The organism is Pseudomonas sp. 8209 (assembly GCF_028682105.1).
In the GTDB taxonomy this organism is placed as follows: Bacteria; Pseudomonadota; Gammaproteobacteria; order Pseudomonadales; family Pseudomonadaceae; genus Aquipseudomonas; species Aquipseudomonas palmensis.
The window spans coordinates 721,044-742,952 of sequence record NZ_JANIAH010000001.1; the positions used below are offsets into that span (position 1 = coordinate 721,044).

19 protein-coding genes are annotated in these 21,909 nt (G+C 63.8%); 16 read left to right on the plus strand and 3 right to left on the minus strand.

Annotation, left to right across the window (positions count from 1 at the left end; genetic code table 11):
- Window positions 1-151 precede the first annotated feature (151 nt).
- The 4 genes from NP552_RS03180 to NP552_RS03195 all read left to right on the plus strand — a co-directional run bounded on the left by NP552_RS03180 (window position 152) and on the right by NP552_RS03195 (window position 3,511).
- Window positions 152-865 carry a GNAT family N-acetyltransferase gene (locus NP552_RS03180; protein WP_229589264.1) on the plus strand — a complete coding sequence of 238 codons (714 nt, stop codon included), beginning with the start codon at window positions 152-154 and terminating at the stop codon, window positions 863-865.
- A 137-nt stretch (window positions 866-1,002) separates the two neighbouring features.
- Window positions 1,003-1,695, plus strand: a complete 693-nt coding sequence (locus tag NP552_RS03185; RefSeq protein ID WP_054915399.1) for a hypothetical protein — start codon at window positions 1,003-1,005, stop codon at window positions 1,693-1,695.
- 234 nt (window positions 1,696-1,929) lie between these two features.
- A complete protein-coding gene (locus tag NP552_RS03190) occupies window positions 1,930-2,619 on the plus strand; it encodes an N-acetyltransferase (RefSeq protein WP_104573074.1) in 690 nt (229 codons plus the stop codon).
- 304 nt (window positions 2,620-2,923) lie between these two features.
- Window positions 2,924-3,511: a biliverdin-producing heme oxygenase gene (locus NP552_RS03195; protein ID WP_274096418.1), complete on the plus strand. Its 588-nt coding sequence runs from the start codon at window positions 2,924-2,926 to the stop codon at window positions 3,509-3,511.
- Window positions 3,512-3,601: 90 nt separating this feature from the next.
- On the opposite strand, the gene NP552_RS03200 is transcribed toward NP552_RS03195, so the two are convergent.
- Window positions 3,602-5,002, minus strand: coding sequence for an amino acid permease (locus tag NP552_RS03200; protein WP_054915402.1), 1,401 nt, complete (start codon window positions 5,000-5,002; stop codon window positions 3,602-3,604).
- 334 nt (window positions 5,003-5,336) lie between these two features.
- Between NP552_RS03200 and gcvA the strand changes: the two genes are divergently transcribed.
- From gcvA to NP552_RS03240, 8 genes are all read left to right on the plus strand, one after another.
- Window positions 5,337-6,227, plus strand: coding sequence for a transcriptional regulator GcvA (gene gcvA / locus NP552_RS03205; RefSeq protein ID WP_274096419.1), 891 nt, complete (start codon window positions 5,337-5,339; stop codon window positions 6,225-6,227).
- A gap of 90 nt (window positions 6,228-6,317) precedes the next feature.
- Window positions 6,318-7,568 carry a 2-aminoadipate transaminase gene (locus NP552_RS03210; RefSeq protein ID WP_274096420.1) on the plus strand — a complete coding sequence of 417 codons (1,251 nt, stop codon included), beginning with the start codon at window positions 6,318-6,320 and terminating at the stop codon, window positions 7,566-7,568.
- 70 nt (window positions 7,569-7,638) lie between these two features.
- On the plus strand, window positions 7,639-8,547 hold the full coding sequence (locus NP552_RS03215) for a YncE family protein (protein WP_274096421.1): 909 nt from the start codon (window positions 7,639-7,641) through the stop codon (window positions 8,545-8,547).
- 128 nt (window positions 8,548-8,675) lie between these two features.
- Entirely contained in the window at window positions 8,676-9,134 is a 459-nt protein-coding gene (locus tag NP552_RS03220; protein WP_043862972.1) for a (2Fe-2S)-binding protein, read from the plus strand.
- Window positions 9,134-11,392: a xanthine dehydrogenase family protein molybdopterin-binding subunit gene (locus NP552_RS03225; protein ID WP_274096422.1), complete on the plus strand. Its 2,259-nt coding sequence runs from the start codon at window positions 9,134-9,136 to the stop codon at window positions 11,390-11,392. Before NP552_RS03220 ends, NP552_RS03225 begins: the two co-directional genes overlap by 1 nt.
- Before the next feature lie 24 nt (window positions 11,393-11,416).
- Window positions 11,417-12,766 carry a c-type cytochrome gene (locus NP552_RS03230; protein WP_274096423.1) on the plus strand — a complete coding sequence of 450 codons (1,350 nt, stop codon included), beginning with the start codon at window positions 11,417-11,419 and terminating at the stop codon, window positions 12,764-12,766.
- 53 nt (window positions 12,767-12,819) lie between these two features.
- Window positions 12,820-13,866 carry an XdhC family protein gene (locus NP552_RS03235; RefSeq protein ID WP_274096424.1) on the plus strand — a complete coding sequence of 349 codons (1,047 nt, stop codon included), beginning with the start codon at window positions 12,820-12,822 and terminating at the stop codon, window positions 13,864-13,866.
- Window positions 13,850-14,437, plus strand: coding sequence for a nucleotidyltransferase family protein (locus tag NP552_RS03240; RefSeq protein ID WP_274096425.1), 588 nt, complete (start codon window positions 13,850-13,852; stop codon window positions 14,435-14,437). Before NP552_RS03235 ends, NP552_RS03240 begins: the two co-directional genes overlap by 17 nt.
- Window positions 14,438-14,482: 45 nt before the next feature.
- Here the strand turns inward: NP552_RS03240 and NP552_RS03245 are convergent, their stop codons facing one another.
- Both NP552_RS03245 and NP552_RS03250 read right to left on the minus strand, forming a co-directional pair.
- Complete coding sequence (locus NP552_RS03245) at window positions 14,483-15,628, minus strand: serine hydrolase domain-containing protein (protein ID WP_274096426.1); 1,146 nt, start codon at window positions 15,626-15,628, stop codon at window positions 14,483-14,485.
- A 187-nt stretch (window positions 15,629-15,815) separates the two neighbouring features.
- Window positions 15,816-16,883 carry a fatty acid desaturase gene (locus tag NP552_RS03250; protein ID WP_043862977.1) on the minus strand — a complete coding sequence of 356 codons (1,068 nt, stop codon included), beginning with the start codon at window positions 16,881-16,883 and terminating at the stop codon, window positions 15,816-15,818.
- Window positions 16,884-17,180: 297 nt separating this feature from the next.
- Between NP552_RS03250 and NP552_RS03255 the strand changes: the two genes are divergently transcribed.
- The 4 genes from NP552_RS03255 to NP552_RS03270 all read left to right on the plus strand — a co-directional run bounded on the left by NP552_RS03255 (window position 17,181) and on the right by NP552_RS03270 (window position 21,832).
- Window positions 17,181-17,744 carry a recombinase family protein gene (locus NP552_RS03255; protein ID WP_043862978.1) on the plus strand — a complete coding sequence of 188 codons (564 nt, stop codon included), beginning with the start codon at window positions 17,181-17,183 and terminating at the stop codon, window positions 17,742-17,744.
- A 338-nt stretch (window positions 17,745-18,082) separates the two neighbouring features.
- Window positions 18,083-20,257: a TonB-dependent siderophore receptor gene (locus NP552_RS03260; RefSeq protein ID WP_274096427.1), complete on the plus strand. Its 2,175-nt coding sequence runs from the start codon at window positions 18,083-18,085 to the stop codon at window positions 20,255-20,257.
- A 117-nt stretch (window positions 20,258-20,374) separates the two neighbouring features.
- On the plus strand, window positions 20,375-20,950 hold the full coding sequence (locus NP552_RS03265; RefSeq protein ID WP_274096440.1) for an ATP-binding protein: 576 nt from the start codon (window positions 20,375-20,377) through the stop codon (window positions 20,948-20,950).
- Between the two features lie 249 nt (window positions 20,951-21,199).
- A complete protein-coding gene (locus NP552_RS03270; protein ID WP_043862985.1) occupies window positions 21,200-21,832 on the plus strand; it encodes a hypothetical protein in 633 nt (210 codons plus the stop codon).
- The last annotated feature ends 77 nt before the right edge of the window (window positions 21,833-21,909 follow it).

Consider the following 21,909-nt stretch of genomic DNA (forward strand, 5'->3'; position numbering starts at 1 on the left):
CGATGAAACTTGCCACGGACATGCAGTGTCTTTGTCATGAGCCCGTAGTAGTGCAAAGCCTGACAAGGGCTGCAGCATTGTCCGATGGTCAGGGTTTACCGACACACGCCTAATCGGGGTCCCTTGAGTACCGGATCTGCCAGGAGGCCGTATGCGCCTAGTTTCGCAACTGCTCCAACGTCTCAGACAAAAAGGCCTGCGTCGCGCCTTGCGCCCGCTGTGGCAACGCCACGTGTTCCAGCACTGGCAACTGGTGTGGCTGGACCGCGACCCGTTGGCCAGGGTGCCTCGACAACGCACCCGCCCCTGCCCTCCCGTGCGGCTCGTCCAGATCACCCCGAGCAATACCGACGCGTTCGCGCGCCATTTCCCCGGCCAGTTGCAGGCCATGAACGACCTTGCACGCGAAGGCCACACCGGCCACATGTACCTGGACGAAGCCGGTGACGCGGTGGCGATGGTGTGGGCCAGCACCCGTGACTATCACGACCGGCACTACTACGGCTGCACCTTCCCGGTACAGCCCGGCGAATACTTCCAGTTCGCCGGCGAAGTCGAGCGCGCCTACTTCGGCACCGGCCTGTCCACGCGGGTACAGACCGAGCTGTGGGAGGCCATGCTCGCCAAAGGCTGCACGCGCATCGTGGTGGTGGTGGCGCTGGACAACGCACAGGCAGTCAAGATGCACCTGCACCTGGACTACCACGAACAGGGTCGCATCACCCACGCGTACAGGTTCTTCGGGCGCTGGTACTTCTCCCGCGTGACCCACTACAGCGGCTCGCGCCTGGCCCACCTGGCCCCGCGGGCCAGACGCAAGGCCGACAGCGAGCCGGCGCCGCAGCTGCACGACACCGACGCCTGAGCGCCTACGCCCCGGGTTGCAAGGTCATGCAGCGCGCATGACCTTCAGCTTACCAGGGCTGTAGAGAAGGCCGATGGCATGCAACTGCCGGTGGACGCCTAATCGGAGCTCCTGGAATAAAACCTGTCGGAGTTCTCATGCAATTGATCGAAATCGCCCACCAGCGCATCAGACAAAAAGGCTTGCTGCGTGCGCTTCGCCCGCTGTGGCGCCGCTACATCTTCTCGCACTGGCAACTGGTGTGGTTGCAGCGCAGCCCCCTTGCGCCCGTCGCCGCGCAACGCAGGCGCACCTGCCCGCCAGTGCACCTGGTAGCGATAACACCCCACAATACCGAGGCCTTCAGCCGTTACTTCCCTGGCCAGGTGCAGGCCATGACCGACCTCGCCGAACAGGGCCACACCGGCCACATGTACGTGGACAGCCACGGCAACGCGGTGGCGATGGTGTGGGCCAGCACCCGCGATTACCACGACCGCCATTACTACGGCTGCACCTTCCCGGTGCAGCCGGGCGAATACTTCCAGTTTGCCGGGGAAGTCGACCGCGCCTACTTCGGTACAGGCCTGTCGACCCAGGCCCAGCTCGACCTGTGGTCCGCCATGCTGGCCAAGGGGTGTACGCGCATCGTCAATGTGGTGGCGCTGGACAACGTGCAGGCGGTGAAGATGCACCTGCAGCTGGATTATCAGGAACAGGGTCGCATCACCCACGCCTACAGAGTGTTCGGTTGCTGGCGGTTCTCGCGCACCACCCACTACAGCGGCAAGCGCCTCGCTCACCTGGCGCCGCGGGCCCGGCCACGGGCCCCTGACACCTTCATCGCCTGAGCAGAACCGCGCCTTGATTCAGGCGCCATTAAATCGTCAAAAAAGCGTCAGACCTTTCCGATCAACTGCTCTATGCCGGTAACCTCCGGTGTAGAGCGGTTCACCCTTGTTACACATATTTTGAAACAACCGCTGCGATGGCTTTTTGACACGCCGTCAAAACGCTGGGCTATACCATGAAAAAGATTTCATCAAACCCACCGTTTCATCCGCCCTATCCGGCAAGGAGGCACCATGGGTGCTTTGCAGAACCTGCGCGACAAGATCAGAAGAAAAGGCCTTCGCCGCGTCGCCAGAACCCTCTGGGAACGCCATGTGTTCTATCACTGGGAACTGCTGTGGATGGAGCGCGACCTGGTCAGTGCGGTACCGCCGCACAACCTGCGACCGCACAAGCCGGTGCGCCTGGTGACCATCACCGAGGACAACGCCGTCGCCTTTGCCCGCCACTTCGGCGACCGTGTGCAGACCATGGCCGAGCTTGCCCGCGAAGGCCACACCGGGCACATGTACCTGGACGATGCCGACAATGCGGTGGCGTTCATCTGGGGCAGCAAGCGCGACTACCTGGACCGTCACTATTACGGCTGCACCTTCCCGGTCAAGGAGGGCGAGTTCTTCGAGTTCGGCGGCGAGATGACCCCGTCGTACTTCGGCACCAGGCTGTCGGTGGATGCCCAGGTCAACCTGTGGGCGGCCATGCAGGCCCAGGGCTGCAACAAGGTGGTGGACGTGGTCGAGACGCACAACGTACCGGCCATGAAGCTGCACCTGCGCATGGGTTATCACGAACAGGGGCGCGTGGCGCACGTGTACTGCCTGTTCGGGCGCTGGAAGTTCTTCCGCGAGACCACCTACAGCGGTTCACGCCTGGAACAGCTGCGCAAGCCGCGGGCAGTCAAGACAGCCGCTGCACCGGCATGAACCTGGCAGCCCCTGCGCCCGCGCTGCGGGTGCAGGGGCCTGCTCGACACCCCTGCTCAACCCCGCATCTACCCGCCCTGCGCGGCGCTTGACCGTACCTGGAGCGCATGCAAGCATCCGCTGGCCATAACGCCCACGAATGCAGTTCAGAGACGAATGACCCGGGATGAAGATGCCATTGCAGATCCACGCATTGAAGACGCTCGCCTGGCAGGCCGGGTGCTGCACGGAACGACGATGGCGCGAGAGAGTCTAGGCATTGGCATTACCAATGCCTGCTCACTGCCGACATGAGACCCCGACCATGAATGCCCCCGCCTCCCCTGCGCCCGAAACCGGCCGCTGCCAACGCCTCAAGGCCGCCAGCCGCCGCGAGCACGACAGTGTCGATACGCTGGTGCTGGGCGTTCGACCGTTCGAGAGCCGCGAGCGCTATGCATTGTTTCTGCAAGTGCAGCACCGCTTTCATGGCAGCCTTCAAGCCTTGTATGGCGATGCGCAGTTGAACCGCACATTGCCCGGGCTGGCGGCGCTGTCGCGGTTCGAGGCAGTGCAGGCCGACCTGCGCGACCTTGGCCTGCCGGTGCCCGGTGTACCGGCACCTGTGCAGCTGTCTGCGCCAGCTGAAGCACTGGGCTGGCTGTACTGCAGCGAGGGCTCGAACCTGGGGGCGGCGTTTCTGTTCAGGCAGACCCAGCAACTGGGGCTGGACGCGGAGCGTGGCGCCCGGCATCTGGCGCCGCACCCGGACGGGCGTGCGCTGCAGTGGCGCCAGTTCGTGGGGTTGATCGATGCACTGGTGCTGAGTGAGGAACAGGAGCGCCAGGCGGTGGATGGGGCGCTGGCGGCGTTCGAGTTCTATCGCAGCAGCGTGCGCGACATTTTCGGCTGAGGCCTGTAGCGACGTCTTCGCCGGCTCCTGCAGGAGTCACGATGATCCTGCAGGAGCCGGCCTTGCCGGCGATCGAGTGCGCAGCGCTCGCTAACCCTGCTCGGTCATCGCCTGCGGCTGATGCTCGATACGCGCCCGCTTGCGGTAGAACGCGATGCCCAGGATCAACGCCGTCACCGCCGCCGTCATCAAGGTCTCGTAGCGGTAGTCGGGGCTGAACAGCATGTAGCCCAGCACCAGCGAAATCACCACGATCACCAGCCAGGTCAGCCACGGGAACAGCCACATCTTGAACGCCAGCTCGGTGCCCTCGCGCTCGACGATGGCACGCATGCGCAGCTGCGACACGGCAATCACCAGGTACACCAGCAGCGCGATGGCCCCGGTGGTCGACAGCAGGAAGCCGAACACCTTGCCCGGGAAGGCGAAGTTCACGAAGCAACCGACAAACCCGGCCAGGGTCGACAACAGCACCGCCACGGTGGGCACGCCACTGCCGGAAATACGCTTGGTCAGCGGGTGCGCCTCACCCCGTGCGCCCAGTGAATAGAGCATGCGCGAAGCGGTATACAGCCCCGAGTTCATGCAACTGGTGACCGCCACCAGCACCACCACGTCGATCAGAAACTTGGCACCCGGCACGTTGAGGATTTCCAGCGCGCGCTGGAACGAACCCACCTGCAGCAGGCGCGGGTCATTCCACGGCACCAGCGCGACGATGAAGAAGATCGAGAACACGTAGAAGATCGCGATGCGGTACACCACCAGGTTGGTGGCGCGGCGGATCTTGTCTTTCGGGTTGGCGGTTTCGTCGGCGGCAATGGTGACGATCTCGGCACCGAAGAACGAGAAGATGGTCACCAGCACGCCGGCCAGCACGGCGCCGAAGCCGTTGGGCATGAAGCCGCCATTGGACCACAGGTTCTCGACGCCCGAGGTCTGCGCCAGCGGCCATACACCGCTCACCCCCATCAGGCACACCACCAAAAAGCCGATGATCGCCACCACCTTGACCAGGGCGAACCAGTACTCGAACTTGCCGAAGTTCTTCACGCTGATCAGGTTGCTGCACGACAGTACGATCATGATCAGGAAGGCAAAGGCCCAGGACGGCACGTCGGGGTACCAGGCGTGCAGGATGTCGGCACCGGCGATTGCCTCGACCGGAATGATCAGTACCCAGAACCACCAGTACAGCCAGCCGATGGTGAAGCCAGCCCATGGCCCGATGGCCCGCCCGGCGTAGGTGGAGAACGAGCCGCTGTTGGGGTCGGCGATGGCCATTTCGCCGAGCATGCGCATCACCAGCAGCACCAGCAGGCCGGTAATCATGTAGGAGATGAGGATGGCCGGACCGGCCTTGGCGATGGCGTTGGACGAACCGATGAACAAACCGGCGCCGATGATGCCGGCGATGGAGATCATCGAGACCTGACGCGAGGTCAGGCCGTGCTTGAGCGAGCGTTGCGGTTTTTCTTGTAGGGACGACATGGTTGCCTCTCTGGCCAATGCCTGCTGCACCTGGTTGCGCGATGACCGCGCAGGTCAGGCCAAGGTCTTCATGGAAAGTGTGCGGCAGCAGAAATGTAAGGAGCCGTTATTGTTTTTTGGGCATCAAACGTAATGTAACGGGTACTGATCGGCCTCTTTTCGATAAGTTTCGGACGCACTTTTCCCGGTCCCTCGGGGCATCGAAACTAGCAGTTGAAATGATTGACGCAGGTCAGTATTAATCTGCGAACAGGCTGCTTACAAACGACCTTTTATCACCACATGATTCCTCCATGGAATGAACTCAGTCCTTTTCATCTGCCCGGTGCCCTCGATGTCCAAGCGTTTGATGCCCTCCACCACCACCCTGCAATGCTTCGAAGCGGCGGCCCGCCACCTGAGCTTCACCCGCGCCGCGCAGGAGCTGCACCTGACCCAGAGCGCGGTGAGCAAGCAGGTGGCGCAACTCGAGGAGATGCTCTGCCACAACCTGTTCCAACGCGTGCGCCGGCGCCTGCACCTGACCCCTGCAGGCTCGCTGTACCTGGCCGAGGTGAACAAGATCCTCACCCAGCTGGACATCTCCAGCCGCTACATCCTGACCTACGGCGGCGAGACCCAGGTGCTGACCGTGGCCACCCAACCCACCTTCGGCGCACGCTGGCTGGTGCCCAACCTGCACGGTTTCAGCCGGCAGCACCCGAACATCCATCTGGACATCAAGAGCGAGCTGGAACCCTTCGACCTGCTCAACAACAAGGCCGACATCGCGTTTTTCTTCGGCCAGGGCACCTGGCCGGGGGCCACCTGCATCGAGCTGTTCCATGAAGAGGTGGTGCCGGTGTGTCACCCCGAGCTGATCGCGGCAGCGCTGCCACGCAGCGCCGAAGACCTCGCCCGCCACCCCTTGCTGCAATGCACCTCGCGCCCGGAGGCCTGGCACGAGTGGTTCCTGCAGCAGGACCTGCAGTCCCAGCACAGCTACCACGGGCCGCGCTTCGACACCTTCTACCTGTGCATCCGCGCGGCCCAGGCCGGCTGCGGCATCGCCCTGGTGCCACGCTACCTGGTGGCCGAAGAACTGGCCGAGGGCAAGCTGGTGGTGGCCTGGGCGCACACCATGCCCAGCGAGGGCGCGCACTTCATCGCCCATGCCGAGCATGCGGCGCAGGTGCCGAAGGTGAAGGCGTTCATCGAGTGGATACAGGGCAGGATCACGATTTGACGGAATGATTGCTCGACTTTATTTCGCTTGTGGCGTTTGCCGGATGTTGGCTTAGATATATAAAAACTTCCGTCACCCAGGTACTTGCCCATGACGCACGAAACAATCAGCCGATCTCTTTCCATTGTGCATCCCATTACACTTTCACACGGGCGCAATGCCCAGGTGTGGGATACCGATGGCAAGCACTACATCGACTTCGTGGGCGGTATCGGCGTACTCAACCTGGGGCATTGCAACCCGGCGATCGTCAGCGCCATCCAGCATCAGGCCACGCAACTGACCCATGCGGCGTTCAACGCCGTCCCGCACGGGCCCTATGTGCAGTTCATGCAACGCCTGGAAGCGTTCGTGCCACTGAGCTACCCGATGGCAGGCATGCTCACCAACAGTGGCGCCGAGGCGGCGGAGAACGCCCTGAAGGTGGCGCGCGCCGCCACCGGGCGTACGGCGGTGGTGGCCTTCGATGGCGGCTTCCACGGACGTACCCTGGCCACGCTCAACCTCAATGGCAAGGTGGCGCCCTACAAGCAGAAGGTCGGCGTGCTGCCCGGCCCGGTGTTCCACCTGCCCTACCCCAGCGCCGACAACGGCGTGACCGGCGAGCAGGCGATGCAGGCGCTGGAGCGCCTGTTCAGCGTCGAGATCGACGTCAACGAAGTGGCCTGCTTCATCTTCGAGCCGGTGCAGGGCGAAGCCGGCTTCCTGGCAATGGACCCCACCTTTGCCCAGGCCCTGCGCACGTTCTGCGATGCACACGGCATCCTGATCATCATCGACGAGATCCAGTCGGGCTTTGGCCGCACCGGCCAGCGCTTCGGCTTCCCGCGGCTGGGCATCGAGCCGGATCTGCTGCTGTTGGGCAAGAGCATTGCCGGCGGCGTGCCGCTGGGAGCGGTGGTAGGCCGGCGCGAGCTGATGGCCAGCCTGCCCAAGGGTGGCCTGGGCGGCACCTATTCGGGCAACCCGCTGGCCTGTGCGGCAGGGTTGGCGACCCTGGAACTGATGAGCGATGCCAACCTGGCGACCTGGGGCGAGCTGCAGGAGCGCGCCATCGTCGGGCGTTATGAAGCGTGGAAGGCCAGCGGGTTGACGCCGTACCTCGGGCGACTGACCGGTGTGGGCGCCATGCGCGGCATCGAGCTGGTCACGCCACAAGGCAAGCCGGCCACCGCACAACTGGCCGAGGTGCTGGAGAAGGCACGCGCGGCCGGGCTGCTGCTGATGCCGGCGGGCAAGGCGCGGCACATCATCAGGTTGCTGGCGCCTTTGACCGCCGAGGCAGACGTGCTGGAGCGCGGGCTGGATATCCTGGAGCGCTGCCTGGCAGAACTGTCATGAGCAAGTGCTTTTGCCCAGCGCAATCAGGCTTTATCCTGCATCGTTTCGCACGCTGGCCCTGGGAGTCCCAATGTACATCGATGTACCGCGCCGCCTGGTGTTCTTCGACAAGGACGACACCGTTCGCCCGCCCTGCCTCGTGCAGTACCATCCCGACACCGGCACCCTGAGCCGGCCGGCTTTCGCCCAGCCCGACGACAGCGTGTGGGACATCGCGCGCGACCAACGCCGCATCGCGCTGAGCGGGGTCAAGTGGCTGGTGGTGCGCGGGGCCAGCCGCTCGCGGCTGAACCTTGTGCACGACGGCGCGCCGCTGCATGCAACCCAGAACCTGCTATCGTACTGGGCACGCTTCGACCCCAGCGCCCGCTACGCGCTGGTCAGCGTGGCCAATGGCAAGAAACGCCCGGTGATCATCGACCTGGACAGCGGTGAACACAGCGACCCGGTGGAGCGTGACGTGGACGCCAGGTTCGGCAGCATCGACCCGCTGCAGGGCAGGCTCTGGGCCCCCGACGAGCGTGCCCGCAATGGCGTGCTGACGGTCGATTGCGCCAGCGGCGAAATCGGCAGGGTCAGCGTGCCGCTGGAGGCAAAGGTGCGCAGCCTGCGCTTTTCCCGCGACGGGCAGTACCTGTTCGTGACCGGGGAGAACAACCAGCTGCTGTGCTGCGACCGCGAGGGCGCAACGGTATGGACCAAGGACGTCAGTGCGTATGGCCATGTCGGCTCGGGCCGGATCCTGTTCAACGAATCCGGCAGCCACCTGTGCCTGCCGACCTCGCCCACCGACAGCTCCACGCTCGCCGGCGATCTCATCATCGCAACCGCCACCGGCCATACCGAGACCACCATCATGCCCAAGGCGCGACTGGCCGCTGACTGGTTTGGCGACCACGTGCTGAGCCATCGTGGCGAGGTGGTGGACTTCTTCACCGGCGCCATCGTGGCCAAGCTGGACCTGGCCAACCCCTGCTGATCGTCACCTGACCCGCCCCTTCAACGGCCCCCGCCGCCCCGTGTGCTAGCGTCTATGGGTGGCCTGCGCCTTGCGCACGGCCACGCCCATAAGAAATCAAGACCTGACCGACTGATGACGGGTGAGCCATGCAACTGCGAATCAACCAGACGACCTACGAGGTCGATGCTGACGCGGACACGCCCCTGCTGTGGGTAATCCGCGATGACCTGGGCCTGACCGGTACCAAGTACGGCTGCGGCCTGGCCCAGTGCGGCGCCTGCTCGGTGCTGGTGGACGGCGCCGTGGTGCGTGCCTGCGTGACCCCGGTGGCCGGCGTGGTGGGGCGCGAAATCACCACCATCGAAGCCGTGGAGGCCGACGCCGTGGGCAAGCGCGTGGTCAGCGCCTGGGTCAAGCACCAGGTGGCCCAGTGCGGTTACTGCCAGTCGGGCCAGGTGATGGCGGCCACTGCCCTGCTCAAGCACACCCCGCACCCGAGCGATGCCCAGATTGCTGCCGCAATGGTCAACCTGTGCCGTTGCGGCACCTACAACGCCATCCATGCCGCCGTGCACGACGTGGCCGCCGCGCAGGAGAACGCCTGATGAACGACAGCCTGCGCGTTACCGGCGTGGCCCAGCCCTTCCCTGTGGGTGAGCCGGTCAATATCTCGCGCCGCAGCTTCTTGCTGGCAAGCGCCGGCACGGCAGTGGGCGCACTGGTGCTGGGCTTCGGCCTGCCCCTGGGCCTGAGCCGTGTGCAGGCCGCCACGGGCAACGCAGCGGCGCCCGGCACCCAGGTGCCGGCCTTCCTGGAGATCCGCCCGGACGGCCGCATCCGCCTGCTCAGCCCGTTCATGGAGGGCGGCCAGGGCATCTTCACGGCCATGGCGCAGATCGTGGGCGAAGAGCTCGATGCCGACCCCGCCACCTTTTTGATCGACAGCGCACCGCCCGGCGAGCAGTACGTGGTGATGGACAACGGCATGCGTATCACCGGCGGCAGCATGTCGGTGCGCACCAGCTACCCGACCATGCGCCGCCTCGGCGCCCTGGCCCGCGCCATGCTCCTGCAGGCCGCTGCCGAGCGCCTGGGCGTGCCGGTGGGCGACCTGAGCACCGAGCCCGGCCGGGTGATACACGCCGCGTCGGGGCGCACGCTGGGCTATGGCGAACTGGCAGGCCAGGCCATGGACCTGCCCGTGCCAGACCCTGCCAGCGTGACGCTGCGCGACCCCAGCCAGTTCCGCTGGATCGGCAAGCCGGTGCAACGGGTGGACGCCTATGACAAGTCCACCGGCAAGGCCGTGTACAGCATCGACGTGAAGGTCGACGGCATGCTGCATGCCGCGGTGCAGCATGCACCGCGCCTGGGCATGCGCGTGGGCGAGCTGCGCAACGAGGCGCAGGTGAAAGCCATGAAGGGCGTGCATTCGGTGCATCGGCTGCCCGGTGCGGTGGCCGTGGTGGCCGAGCGCTGGTGGCACGCCAAGCGCGCGGTGGAGGCCGTGCAGGTGCAGTGGCTGGAGGCATCGGCCGACTCGAAGGTGCGCCAGATGCCTGCGGACTTTTCCAGTGACGCCTTTCGCGACCAGTTGGCCGCGGCCACCGGCCCGGCCCGCGACGAGGAGAATGAAGGCGACTTCGGCAAAGCCTTTGCCAACGCCGCCACCCAGGTGGAGGCCACCTACCACAACCAGTTCCTCAACCATGCACAGCTGGAGCCGCCTTCGGCCCTGGCGCGCTTCAACCCCGACGGCACGCTGGAGGTGTGGCTGCCCAACCAGGCGCCCGACATGTTCCGCGCCGACATGGCCAAGCGCACCGGCCTGGACCCGTCACAGATCACCCTGCACTCGCCGCTGCTGGGCGGCTTTTTCGGCCGCCACTTCCTGTACGACAGCGCCAACCCCTACCCTCAGGCGATCCTGCTGGCCAAGGCAGTCGGGCGCCCGGTCAAGCTGATCTGGAGCCGCGAAGAGGAGTTTCTGCGTGACGCGCTGCGCCCCATGGCCGTGGTCAAGTTCCGCGCCGCACTCGACGCCCAGGGCCTGCCGGTGGCCATCGAGGCAGTCAGCGCCACCGAAGGCCCCACCGAAGCCATCGCCGGCAAGCAGGGCGAGAAAATCGACCCCACGGCACTCGAAGGGCTGTCGGGCAAGGCCTACGCCATCCCCAGCAAACGTATCGCCCAGGTCTATGTGAAAGGCCCGGCGATGCTCGGTTACTGGCGTTCGGTGGGCAACTCGCTGAATGACTTCTTCTATGAGGCGTTCCTCGATGAGCTGGCCGACAAGGGCAAGCAGGACCCGTTCGAACTGCGCCTGCACCTGCTGCGCGACAACCAGCGCCTGACCAACCTGCTGCAGGCGGTGGGCGATCTGTCCGGTGGCTGGAAGCGTGGCCCGTTCACCGCCGAGGACGGCTCGCGGCGCGCTCGGGGTGTGGCCATGGCCTCGCCGTTCGGCTCGGAGGCGGCGGTGATCGCCGAGGTGTCCATCGAGCAGGGCCAGGTGAAGGTGCACGATATCTGGGAGGCCATCGACCCCGGCAGCATCGTCAACCCGGCGATCATCGAGGCGCAGGTCAATGGCGCGGTGTCGCTGGGGCTGTCGCAGGCACTGGTGGAGGAAGCGGTGTACGTGAATAGCCAGCCGCGCGCACGCAACTATGACCTGTACCCGATCCTGTCGGCGCAGCGCATGGCGCGGGTACATGTACGCATCGTCGAGAGCGGCGCGAAGATGGGCGGTATCGGCGAGCCGCCATTGCCGGCGGTGGCCCCGGCGGTGGCCAATGCGGTGGCGCACCTGACCGGCCAGCGCATCCGCAGCATGCCGCTGTCGCGCTACACCTTCAGCTAGGCCTCGATCAGGGACATCGCGCACATGACCAAGAGTCGACTCGCAACAACGCTGGGCTGTTTCGCGCTGCTGTGCCTCGTCATCGCAGCCGTGCTGGCCTGGTACGTGACCCGCACGCCGGCGTCGCCCTTCGCTGCCCAGGCCAGTGCCGCACCGCCAGACCCGGCCCTGGTGCAACGCGGCGAGTACGTGGCGCGGCTGGGCGACTGCGTGGCCTGCCACAGCCTGCCAGAGGCGGCGCCGTTTACCGGCGGGCTGAAGATGGCCACCCCGCTGGGCGCGATCTACGCCACCAACATCACCGCCGACCGCGCCACCGGCATCGGCGCCTACAGCCTGGCCGACTTCGACCGCGCCGTGCGCCATGGGGTGACCCCGGACGGTCGCCGGCTGTACCCGGCCATGCCCTACCCCTCGTATGCCAAGCTCAGTGACGACGATATCCGCGCGCTGTATGCCTTCTTCATGCACGGGGTGAGCCCGGCGGCGCAGGCCAACAAGCCCAGCGAAATCCCCTGGCCACTGAACCTGCGCTGGCCGATTGCGCTGTGGAACGGCCTGTTCACCGACCCCGCGCCCTACCCGGCCAAGCCGGACCAGGATGCGCAGTGGAACCGCGGTGCCTACATCGTGCAGGGGCCGGGCCACTGCGGCAGTTGCCATACGCCGCGCGGCCTGGCCTTCAACGAGAAGGGCCTGAACGAGGCCAGCAAGACGTATCTGGCCGGCGGGCTGCTGGATGGCTGGTATGCGCCGAGCCTGCGCAACGACCCCAACACCGGGCTCGGGCGCTGGAACGAGGCGGATATCGTCAGCTTCCTCAAGCACGGGCGCAACCGGCACGCGGTGGTGTACGGCTCGATGACCGAGGCGTTCAACAACTCCACGCAGTTCATGAGCGACGAAGACCTGGGCGCGATCGCGCACTACCTCAAGTCGCTGCCCGGCGACCCCAGCCGCGACGGGCCGGCATGGCAGTACCAGGCGAGCGAGCTGTCGGCCGCATCCTCGGCCCCCGGCGCGCATACCTACGTGAGCCGCTGCGCGACCTGCCATGGCCTGGACGGGCGCGGCCAGGCCGAGTGGATGCCACCCCTGGCCGGCGCCACCTCGGCACTGGCCGGGGAGGACGCATCGGCCATCAACATCACCTTGAACGGCTCGCAGCGCATCGTCGCCGCGGACGTGCCGGACGCCTACCGCATGCCGGCATTTCGCGAACAGCTGTCGGACCGGGAAATTGCCGAGGTGCTGAGTTTTGTGCGCAGCACCTGGGGCAATCACGGTGGCGCGGTAGAGGCCAAGGCGGTGGGCAAGCTGCGCGAGCACACCGGGCCGGCCAGCAGCAACCCGATCATCTTGCAGATGCGTTGAGCATCACAACCAGGAAGCCCCCATGCCATTGCAACGCCTGTCGAGGACACCCCATGGAAAGCATTGACCTGCTGGTGCTGCGAACTGCCCGGGAGTGGCTTGCCGGCGGCGAGCGCTGCCTGCTGGCCACCGTGGTGCGCACCTGGGGCTCGTCGCCGCGACCGGCGGGCTCGATGATGGTGCTCAGGCAGGACGGGCGCGCGGTGGGCAGTGTGTCGGGCGGGTGCATCGAGGACGACCTGATTGACCGGTACAGCAGCCTCCATGGCGGGCCGGGGGTGCCAGGCGGCGCGCCACAGGTGGTGCGCTACGGCGTGAGTGCGGACGAGGCGCACCGGTTCGGCCTGCCATGTGGCGGCACCCTGGAACTGGTGCTGGAGTTCGCACCCTGCGCGCAGGCGCTGGGCCGTTTGCTGGCGCTGCTTGATGAGGGAGTACTGATGCGCCGCGAGCTTGACCTGGCCTCGGGCGAGGTGACGGTGCAGGCCGACCAGCCCCATGCACCGTTCAGCTTCGATGGGCAGCGGCTGAGCAACCCGCTGGGGCCGGCTTACCGGATGCTGCTGATCGGCGCCGGTGTGCTGGCCGAGTACGTGGCGGTGATGGCGCTGTTCAACGGGTTCAAGGTGTCGGTGTGTGATCCGCGGCCCGAGCACATGGACGTGTGGACGGTCGCCGGGGTAGAGAAGCTGATGGGCATGCCGGACGACGTGGTGCGCGCGTTTGCGGTGGATGCTCGCACCTGCGTGATTGCCCTGAGCCATGACCCCAGGCTGGATGACCTGGCGCTGATCGAAGCGCTGCGCGGGCCGGCGATGTACATCGGGGCGATTGGCTCGCGGCGCAACAGCGAGAGCCGCCGCCAGCGCTTGATCGGGCATTTTGGCCAGACGCCGGAATCGCTGCGGCGCCTGCATGGGCCCATCGGGCTCTACATCGCCAGCAAGACCCCAGGGGAGATTGCGGTGAGCGTGATGGCCGAGGTGCTGGCGGTGAAGAACGGCGTACCCCTGCCCGGCGCTGTCGGCGCGGGGCCGACCCAGCCCCAGGTGGAGCACCCGCCACTGACTCAGGCATCGTGTTGTGCGCACCCAGGGTGACTGCATCGCCCTGGTGCTGGCTGCAGGCCGTGCCAGGCGCTTTGGCAGCGACAAGCGCCTGGCACGGCTGGCGTCGGGGCAAACGCTGCTGGCAGCCACGCTGGCACGGGCACTGGAGGCGTTCGACGACGTCCGGGTGGTACTCAGGCCCGGGGACGATCCCGCGACCCTGGCAATTGACGGGCGGGTACGGGTTCTGTGGGCCGAGCAGGCCGACCAGGGCATGGGCAGCAGCCTGGCAGCCGGGGTGCGTGCGCTGGAACAGTCACCGGCCCCGGCCGTGGCGGTGTTGCTGGGCGATATGCCGTGGGTGCAGGCGCAGACGCTCAAGCAGTTGAAGGCCCTGTGCAACGCCCGGCAGATCGTGCTGCCGCTGCATCACGGGGTGCGTGGGCATCCGGTGATCTTCGGTCGACAGTTCTGGCCGGCCCTCGCATGCCTGCAGGGCGATCAGGGCGGCAAGGACATCGTGCGCGGCGCGCACGACGCCTGCGTCCAGGTGCCGGTGGAGGATGCGGGCATCCTCAGGGATGTGGATCAGCCGCGGGACATCCCTGCTGGCTCGAGGTGAGCGACGCCACCCGCGGGCAACTGCCGCTGCACGCTGGCGCCGCGCTCAAAGCGCCGCATAGACAAGGGCTGACAGCCGGCCGGGGCGCGGATCGATCATGCTGTGGCCGCCCGAGGTCGTGGTGACGAAACCGAAACTCACGCGCCGCTCGGGGTCGGCAAAGCTGATCGGGCCGCCAAGCCCGATATGGCCGAAGGTGTCCGGGCCCATGGCGTGGGTAGCCGCCGGGTCGATTTGCTGCTCCAGCATGCAGCCCAGCCCGTAGCGCATTGGCCGCATCCATACCCGATCCATGCCATGACTGTGCTCTCGGGTGAATTCGTCGAGCAGTTCAGGGCCGATGAAGTGGCCCGCCAGCAGCGCACTGTAGAAACCGGCCAGGCCGTGAGCGGTGGCATGGCCACACACCCCGGGTTGCCGATAGGCCCACCAGCGCGGGTCACTGGTGCGCCGGGGCACCATGCCGGGGTTGGTGAAGGCGAATGTGGCGATATGCGAGGGCTCGCTCTTCACCACCGTGCGCAGCGCTTGCGAGTAGGGGTCGCCAACGCGCCCGGAGGCACTGTCGAAGCGAGCGATACGGTGAAACTGCGTCTCGTCCACGCCAAGGTGCACGTCCAGGCCGTGGGGGTCCAGCATCTGTTCATGGATGAAGGCGCAGGGGTCGCGCCCGTCCACCCGACGAATCAGCTCGCCCAGAATCCAGCCAAAGGTGGTGGTGCCGTAGCCCAGGTCGGTGCCCGGTTCCCACCACAGCGGCTCGTCTTCCAGCACCCGCACCATGTGCTCCCAGTCATACATCATCGGGTTATGGTCGGGGCCCCGCAGCGCCGGCAGGCCGGCGGTGTGGTTCATCACCTGACGCACACTGACCCTGGCCTTGCCGTTGCGGGCGAACTCGGGCCAGTAGCGGGCCACCGGCGCATCCAGTTCCAGCCGGCCCGCCTCGACCAGCATCAGGATGGCCACTGCCACATAGGGTTTTACAACACAGAAGGTGTTGGCCAGCGTGTCGTGCGTCCAGGGCCTGCCGCCCTCCTGGTCCGCCACACCGGCCCACAGGTCGACGACCCGCTCCCCGTCCACCTGCACACAGAGCCCGGCACCCCGCTCCTGCGGATCATCGAACATCGCTTCGAAGGCCTGCCGGACCGCCTCGAAGGGCTGGGCACATATCCCTTGCGCTTTCATGCCTCGTCTTCCTCGTCGTTGAAATGTTGCCCTGTAACCGAGCGACGTTGCTGCGTAGCAGACCTGCCAGGCGACAATGATTGTCTCGGCGCCTGACAGACCCGAACGCATTACTGTTGGCTCGTGAACCTGACTATCGACTGCGCCCCCTGGGGCGCCCCCTCAAACACACAGGTTGATGGAACGTTCATCCACGCGAGCGCGTGTGCGTGTGTGCCAGGGAATAACGATTCGCGCGTTTATAGGTGCCGAAGTCATTGAACCGAACACCGGCCTCGGCCATGACTTGATGCGCATAAGGCGCGGTCATCTGGCGCAGGTAGAACGGGTCCCTGACAACGAAGTGGTGAATACTGTGGGTGCTGCCGAAGTTGAAGCAGAACAATTGGAACGGCCATAGCCACCAGGCGTTCATGACCTGAGTTTGCTGCAGCGCATTGCGCGGTGCCACATCACCGTAATAGTGCATGTTCGAACTGATGAAAAACAGGCAGAACTGCCGGATCAGGTTGGGCGCGACCAGAATCACGACCACACTGTTGACCACGTCCATCACCGCCAGTGTGGTCGCGGAACTGTGCACCTCGTGCCCGCTGACCGCGCCAAGCCAGGCATACAGGTGGTAGCCGAGAAACACATACCAGCAACCCCAGTACAACAGCCCGAAGGGTGTATTGAGCCGGACGATCTTGACCAGCAAGCGGACTTTCTCCCGCCAGCCTGGGGCAAATACCGCATTGAGAAAACCGAAGATGAACCCGTCCACCAGTTTCAACAACCGCAGTACACCCCAGGGGCTGCCACTGGTGGTGATCCAGGCTTCCACATCCGTCTCGGTGCCTGACTCTTTATGGTGATGAAAGTGCAAACTTCGCCTTAACCAGGGGCTGGGCATTCCCGGCCGAGCCAACCAGCATAAAAACATCATGGCATTGTGCGCCAGCGGCTGTTTTCTGAAATAAAGACGATGAATCAGATCGTGTTCTATTTCATGAATGAACGAGGTCAGCAGCGCGTTGATCAGAATGCAGCCCCAGGCAGGAATGGACCCCTGCAGGTAGAGCCCCCCACTCACCACCATGCCGATCAGCGACACCGCCATGACACCTGCGCCCAGCGCATTCTGATGTTGCAGGATCGGATAGCGCTGGCGCAGGTAATTACCATGTTCGGTAATACGCCGGGTAACATGATCAATCTTTTGCTGATCGGTAGTGGGGCGTTCAAGTTCCATTGCTGCCTCCAAGACTTTCATACCTCATCCTCTGTTTGTGTCGGACAATCCCCCGCCAGGACAAACCGGCCGCGTCAATTGTTCGGGCTATACAACGGGTAGGTGAATGCATGCGCGCATTATATGAACGCAAATCGACTGTTTGCGTGAAGCTTGTTAAGATCCTTTCAAGCTTCAAAATGATAAGGCAAGTAAAAGTCTTTGCAACTGTGTATTTTGGGTGGGTTCAGCGTGACAGTTACCTGTAAGGATTTTTAATTTAGTTACAGGTTGTACAGTTATAAAACGACGCCGTACAAGTATTGCCAAGGAGGCACCATGAGATTGCATCGCATCAGATATTGCCGGCTCGCCTCACCGAAACCCGATGCCAGCGTACCCAGCCCAGCCAGCCCCGATGCCTTCGACGCGGTGTTTTACGATGCCCCTGCAGACACGGCCACCCACCGCGCAGGCTTTGAAAAGCTGCTGCGTTACCTGCAGTGCGGGGATACCGTGATCGTGGACAGCATGGCCTCGCTTTCGGCCAATACCGAGCAGTTGTGCAACTTCATTCGCCGCTTGATCGAAAAACAGGTCACGCTCAAGTTTGTGGATGAAAACCTGACATTCCGAGATGACGGCCGTGAAGTTGCGGGCCCCATTGTCGCGGCCATGGAGTTGCTTGCAGAGTTCGAGCGCGCGGCACTGCGCGAAAAACAGGCCGCCGGTATTGCAACTGCAAGAAATCGGGGTTCCTACCGAGGTCGAAAGAAGAAACTGTCCGACAATCAGGTTGTAAGTTTAATTGAGCGCGCCCGCGCGGGAGAAAGTAAATCCCGGCTGGCGCGTGATTTCGATATCAGTCGCCAGACGTTATATCGGTATTTGAAATCGACTTAGGGCTCTTCAGAAGAAGAGCCCTGGGTAACATTGTCCCAGGCCCACTCACGCCCACAGATACGACTGTACGTAGCGCTGGAACACCAGCTCGTCGATGAGACAGCGCGCCGTCGCTTCGGTCGGGAAGCCCTTTTCGAAGGGCTGGTTGGCCTGTTCTTCGTACCGGCTGCTTCCTTGCCCGAATGCCTGAGGGTGGGGTGACAAAAGGCGATGATCAGAAACCTAGCAGAGGACGCGGCATCGACCAGAACGCCGCTATTTATTGCGACACACCTTGACACACCATTTGGTAACGATTCTCATATGTATTATTTTTATCACTACCACTGGAACCCTTCATGTCGCGCCCTACCCCGCCGCATTGCTCCGGCCTGCCCCGCAATCTGTTGGCCATGGCCATCTGCATGGGCACCCTGACCCCCGCCCTGGCCGATGACAGCTCTTCGACACCGCAGCCAGCCAAGGCTGCGACCCTGGAGCTGGGCGCCACCGAAATCCTCAACACTCAACTGGGCAGTACCACCGAAGGCACCCAGTCATACACCACCGGCGCCATGTCGACGGCGACCAAGTTGCCGCTGACCCTGCGCGAAACGCCCCAGGCCGTTACCGTGATTACCCGCCAGCGCATGGACGACCAGGCCATGACCAGCATCAACGACGTGGTCAAGGCCACCCCGGGGCTGTTCCTCGACTTCTCCAGCGGCCCTGGCCGGCAGACGTATTCGGCGCGCGGTTTCGATATCGACAACCTGATGTACGACGGCATCCCCAGTGGCTACCAGGGCTGGACCGTGGGCGCCCAGCCGAACCTGGCGATGTTCGACCGGGTGGAGGTGGTGCGCGGCGCCACCGGGCTGGTGACCGGTGCGGGCAACCCTTCGGCTGCCATCAACCTGGTGCGCAAGCGCCCGCTGGCCGAACAGAAGGTCACCCTCACCGGTGCGGCCGGCAGCTGGGACGACTACCGCGGCGAGGTCGATGCCTCCAGCCCGCTCAACGACAGCGGCACCCTGCGCGGTCGGGTGGTGACGTCCTACCGCGACAGCAACAGCTTCGTCGATGGCGTGGACGAGACCCACGGCCTGTTCTACGCCATCACCGAGGCGGACCTGAGCGACGACACCACCCTGACCCTCGGCTTCTCCAACCAGAAGGACAAGACCAACTACTTCTGGGGCGCCTCGATGGTCGGCCTGGACGGCCATCACCTGAACCTGCCGCGCTCGTACAACCCGGGTACCCCCTGGGAGAACAAGGACCAGGAGATCAACACCGTCTTTGCCGAGGTACGCCAGCGCCTGGCCAACGACTGGAAGCTGCAGGTCAACGCCAACTATTCCGAGCAGAACGCGCTGTTCTCCGGCTCGTACCAGTCGCGCTGGGTCAACAACACGCTGGCACGCACCGTGTACCAGTCGGCCCACGATGAAAACCAGGCCGGCGTGGATGCCTTTGTCAGCGGGCCCTTCGAGGCGCTGGGGCGCACCCATGAACTGGTGGTGGGTGCCAGCAAGCGCATCTACGACATGACCACCCACAACTATGCCCCCTACGACCCCAACTGGCCGATCAATGCAGGCAAGCCGAACTTCACCCACACCGGCAACAGCCGCGAAGTGACCACCCAGGACGGCGTGTACCTGACCACCCGCCTGAGCCTGGCCGACCCGCTCAAGCTGATCCTGGGCGGGCGCCTGGACTGGTATGACTACGACAACCGCGATGGCGACGGCGACTACAAGGTCACCCGCAACGTCACCCGCTATGCCGGGCTGATCTACGACCTGGACGAGCATCACTCGGTCTACGTCAGCTACAGCGACATCTTCACCCCGCAGAGCAGCAAGGGCACCTCCGGCACCCCGGTCAAGCCGATCGTGGGCAAGAACTACGAGGTGGGCATCAAGGGCGAGTACTTCGAGGGTGCGCTCAACGCCAGCCTGGCGCTGTTTCGCATCGACCAGGAAAACCGCGCGGTGCAGGTGTTCGTGCCGAACTGCCCGCAGACCGAATGCTACGAGGCCTCGGGCGAGATCCGCAGCCAGGGTATCGACTTCGAGCTGCAGGGTGCGCTGACCGAGAACTGGCAGGTGGGCGGTGGCTACACCTATGCCCGCGTGCACACCCTCAAGGACGCCGCCAACCCGCAGAACGTCAACCAGCGCTTTGACACCGACACGCCCGAGCACCTGTTCAAGCTGACCACCACCTACCGCTTCCAGGGCCCGCTGGAGAAACTGCGCGTGGGTGGCAACGTGTCGTGGCAGAGCCGCCTGTACAACGACGTGGCGCTGGCCAACGGTGGCAGCTATCGCCTGGAACAGGGTGGCTACGCCGTCACCGATCTGATGGCCGGCTACCGGCTGACCCGCAACCTGGACCTGCAGCTGAACGCCAACAACGTGTTCGACCGCAAGTACTACTCGTCCATCTCCAACTCGACCAGCTACGGCGGCGACACCTACGGCACACCGCGCAACATGATGCTCACGGCCAAGTACAGTTTCTGATGTGAAGTGGCGCAGGGATGCGCCGTGTCGTGACCCGCACCAACGCCACCCGGGCTGACGCGCCGGAGCGCTTCGCCCTGACAGACCGCCGGGGTAGGATGGCGCATGAACAGAACAATGCGTATCTACATTACCGGCGCCTCCTGTGCCGGCGTGACCACCCTGGGTCACAACCTGGCCTGCTCGCTGAACCTGCGGCATGTCGATGTCGATGACTTCTACTGGCTGCCCACCAACCCGCCCTTCACTACCAAGCGACCACCCGCCGAACGCGTCTGCCTGATCGAACAGGCACTCGGTGATCAGGGCTGGGTACTGACCGGCTCGTTCGATGGCTGGGGTGATGCGCTGATCGCGCATGTCGACCTGATCGTGTTCGTGATCACGCCGACACCTGTTCGCCTGGAACGACTGGCAGCACGAGAACAGCAGCGCTTTGGCAATCGCATCGCGCCCGGTGGTGACATGCATGCCATTCACCTGGCCTTTCGCGAATGGGCTTCCCAGTATGACGACCCGGCGTTTTCCAGCCGAAGCCGTGTGCGGCACGAGGCGTGGCTTTCAAGGCAGACAGCGCCCGTCCTGCGAGTCGACGGTGAGCGCAGCGCTGAAGACATGCTGGCGAACACCCTGCGCGCCGTGGCGCGAGGCCCGCACACCACTGGCCATCGAGGCCTGGCGGATAACCGGTAGGCGTTCGGCCAGTAAGGCCATACGGCTTGTCCGGGGGGTATGCTCCAGCGACAGGCGCTGCCCCGTGTGTTGCCACGGCAATCACACTCCCCGGTTTTGCGTGCGCCAAGACATCAAGCTCGAAGATGCGCTGGTCTACCTGTCGATCATGATCCAGTGTGTTGATTTTGCTATTAGATAAATTTACAACTCTATCGTGCACTGGCTAGAATCAAGTAAACTTTAAAAAACCATGCCCTGGGCGAGCTCATGAAAAGTATCAACATTGCATATATCCTGTTCGGCTCCGTGCTTTCTTTAAAAGTGATGGCGAGCGGGCTAGACGTCGAGCACACACTAATTGAGCATCGCTGGTACACTTTCGAAGACGTGATAGAAAAGAGAAAAATATACAACAGGGTGGATATTTCGCGAGGGTACATCGAATACTATTTCGAGGGTGATGAATATAAACCCAAGCAGCCAGAAGAGAAATTGACGCCCCGTCAAAAATTCTATTCCAACCATGGCAGCGTTGGAACCTACGCGGCTGCTGATTATGAGACCGCGCTAGACAAGGAGTGCATAGATGTTGTCTCCGGTTCTTTAGGATCATTTATAGGGGACTATGAAAATTCCAAAAGACCTGACAGACAAAAATACAAGCGTACCGTTGTTGGCATAAAATCCTTAATGTACAAAGGCCCTGAGTATAACTTCAAGAGCCCTTCATCCTGGTCGCCTGCAGCGTTGCCCAAGAACAACAAAAGTCTTCTTTGTGAAATTTATGAAGTCAAGAGCAAAGAAAGTGATGTGAAATACATTGTTTATGCTGCTTCAGTGGCAACCGCTATGTTTGACGAAATTCATACGGCCCCATTGCCAGGTAAAAAGGTCGAGTAATTAAAGGACTTCGCACTCATGCTGCGGCCCACTGCTGCGGCATTGGCCGAATGCGGCCGTTCGTGAATGGCTGCTAT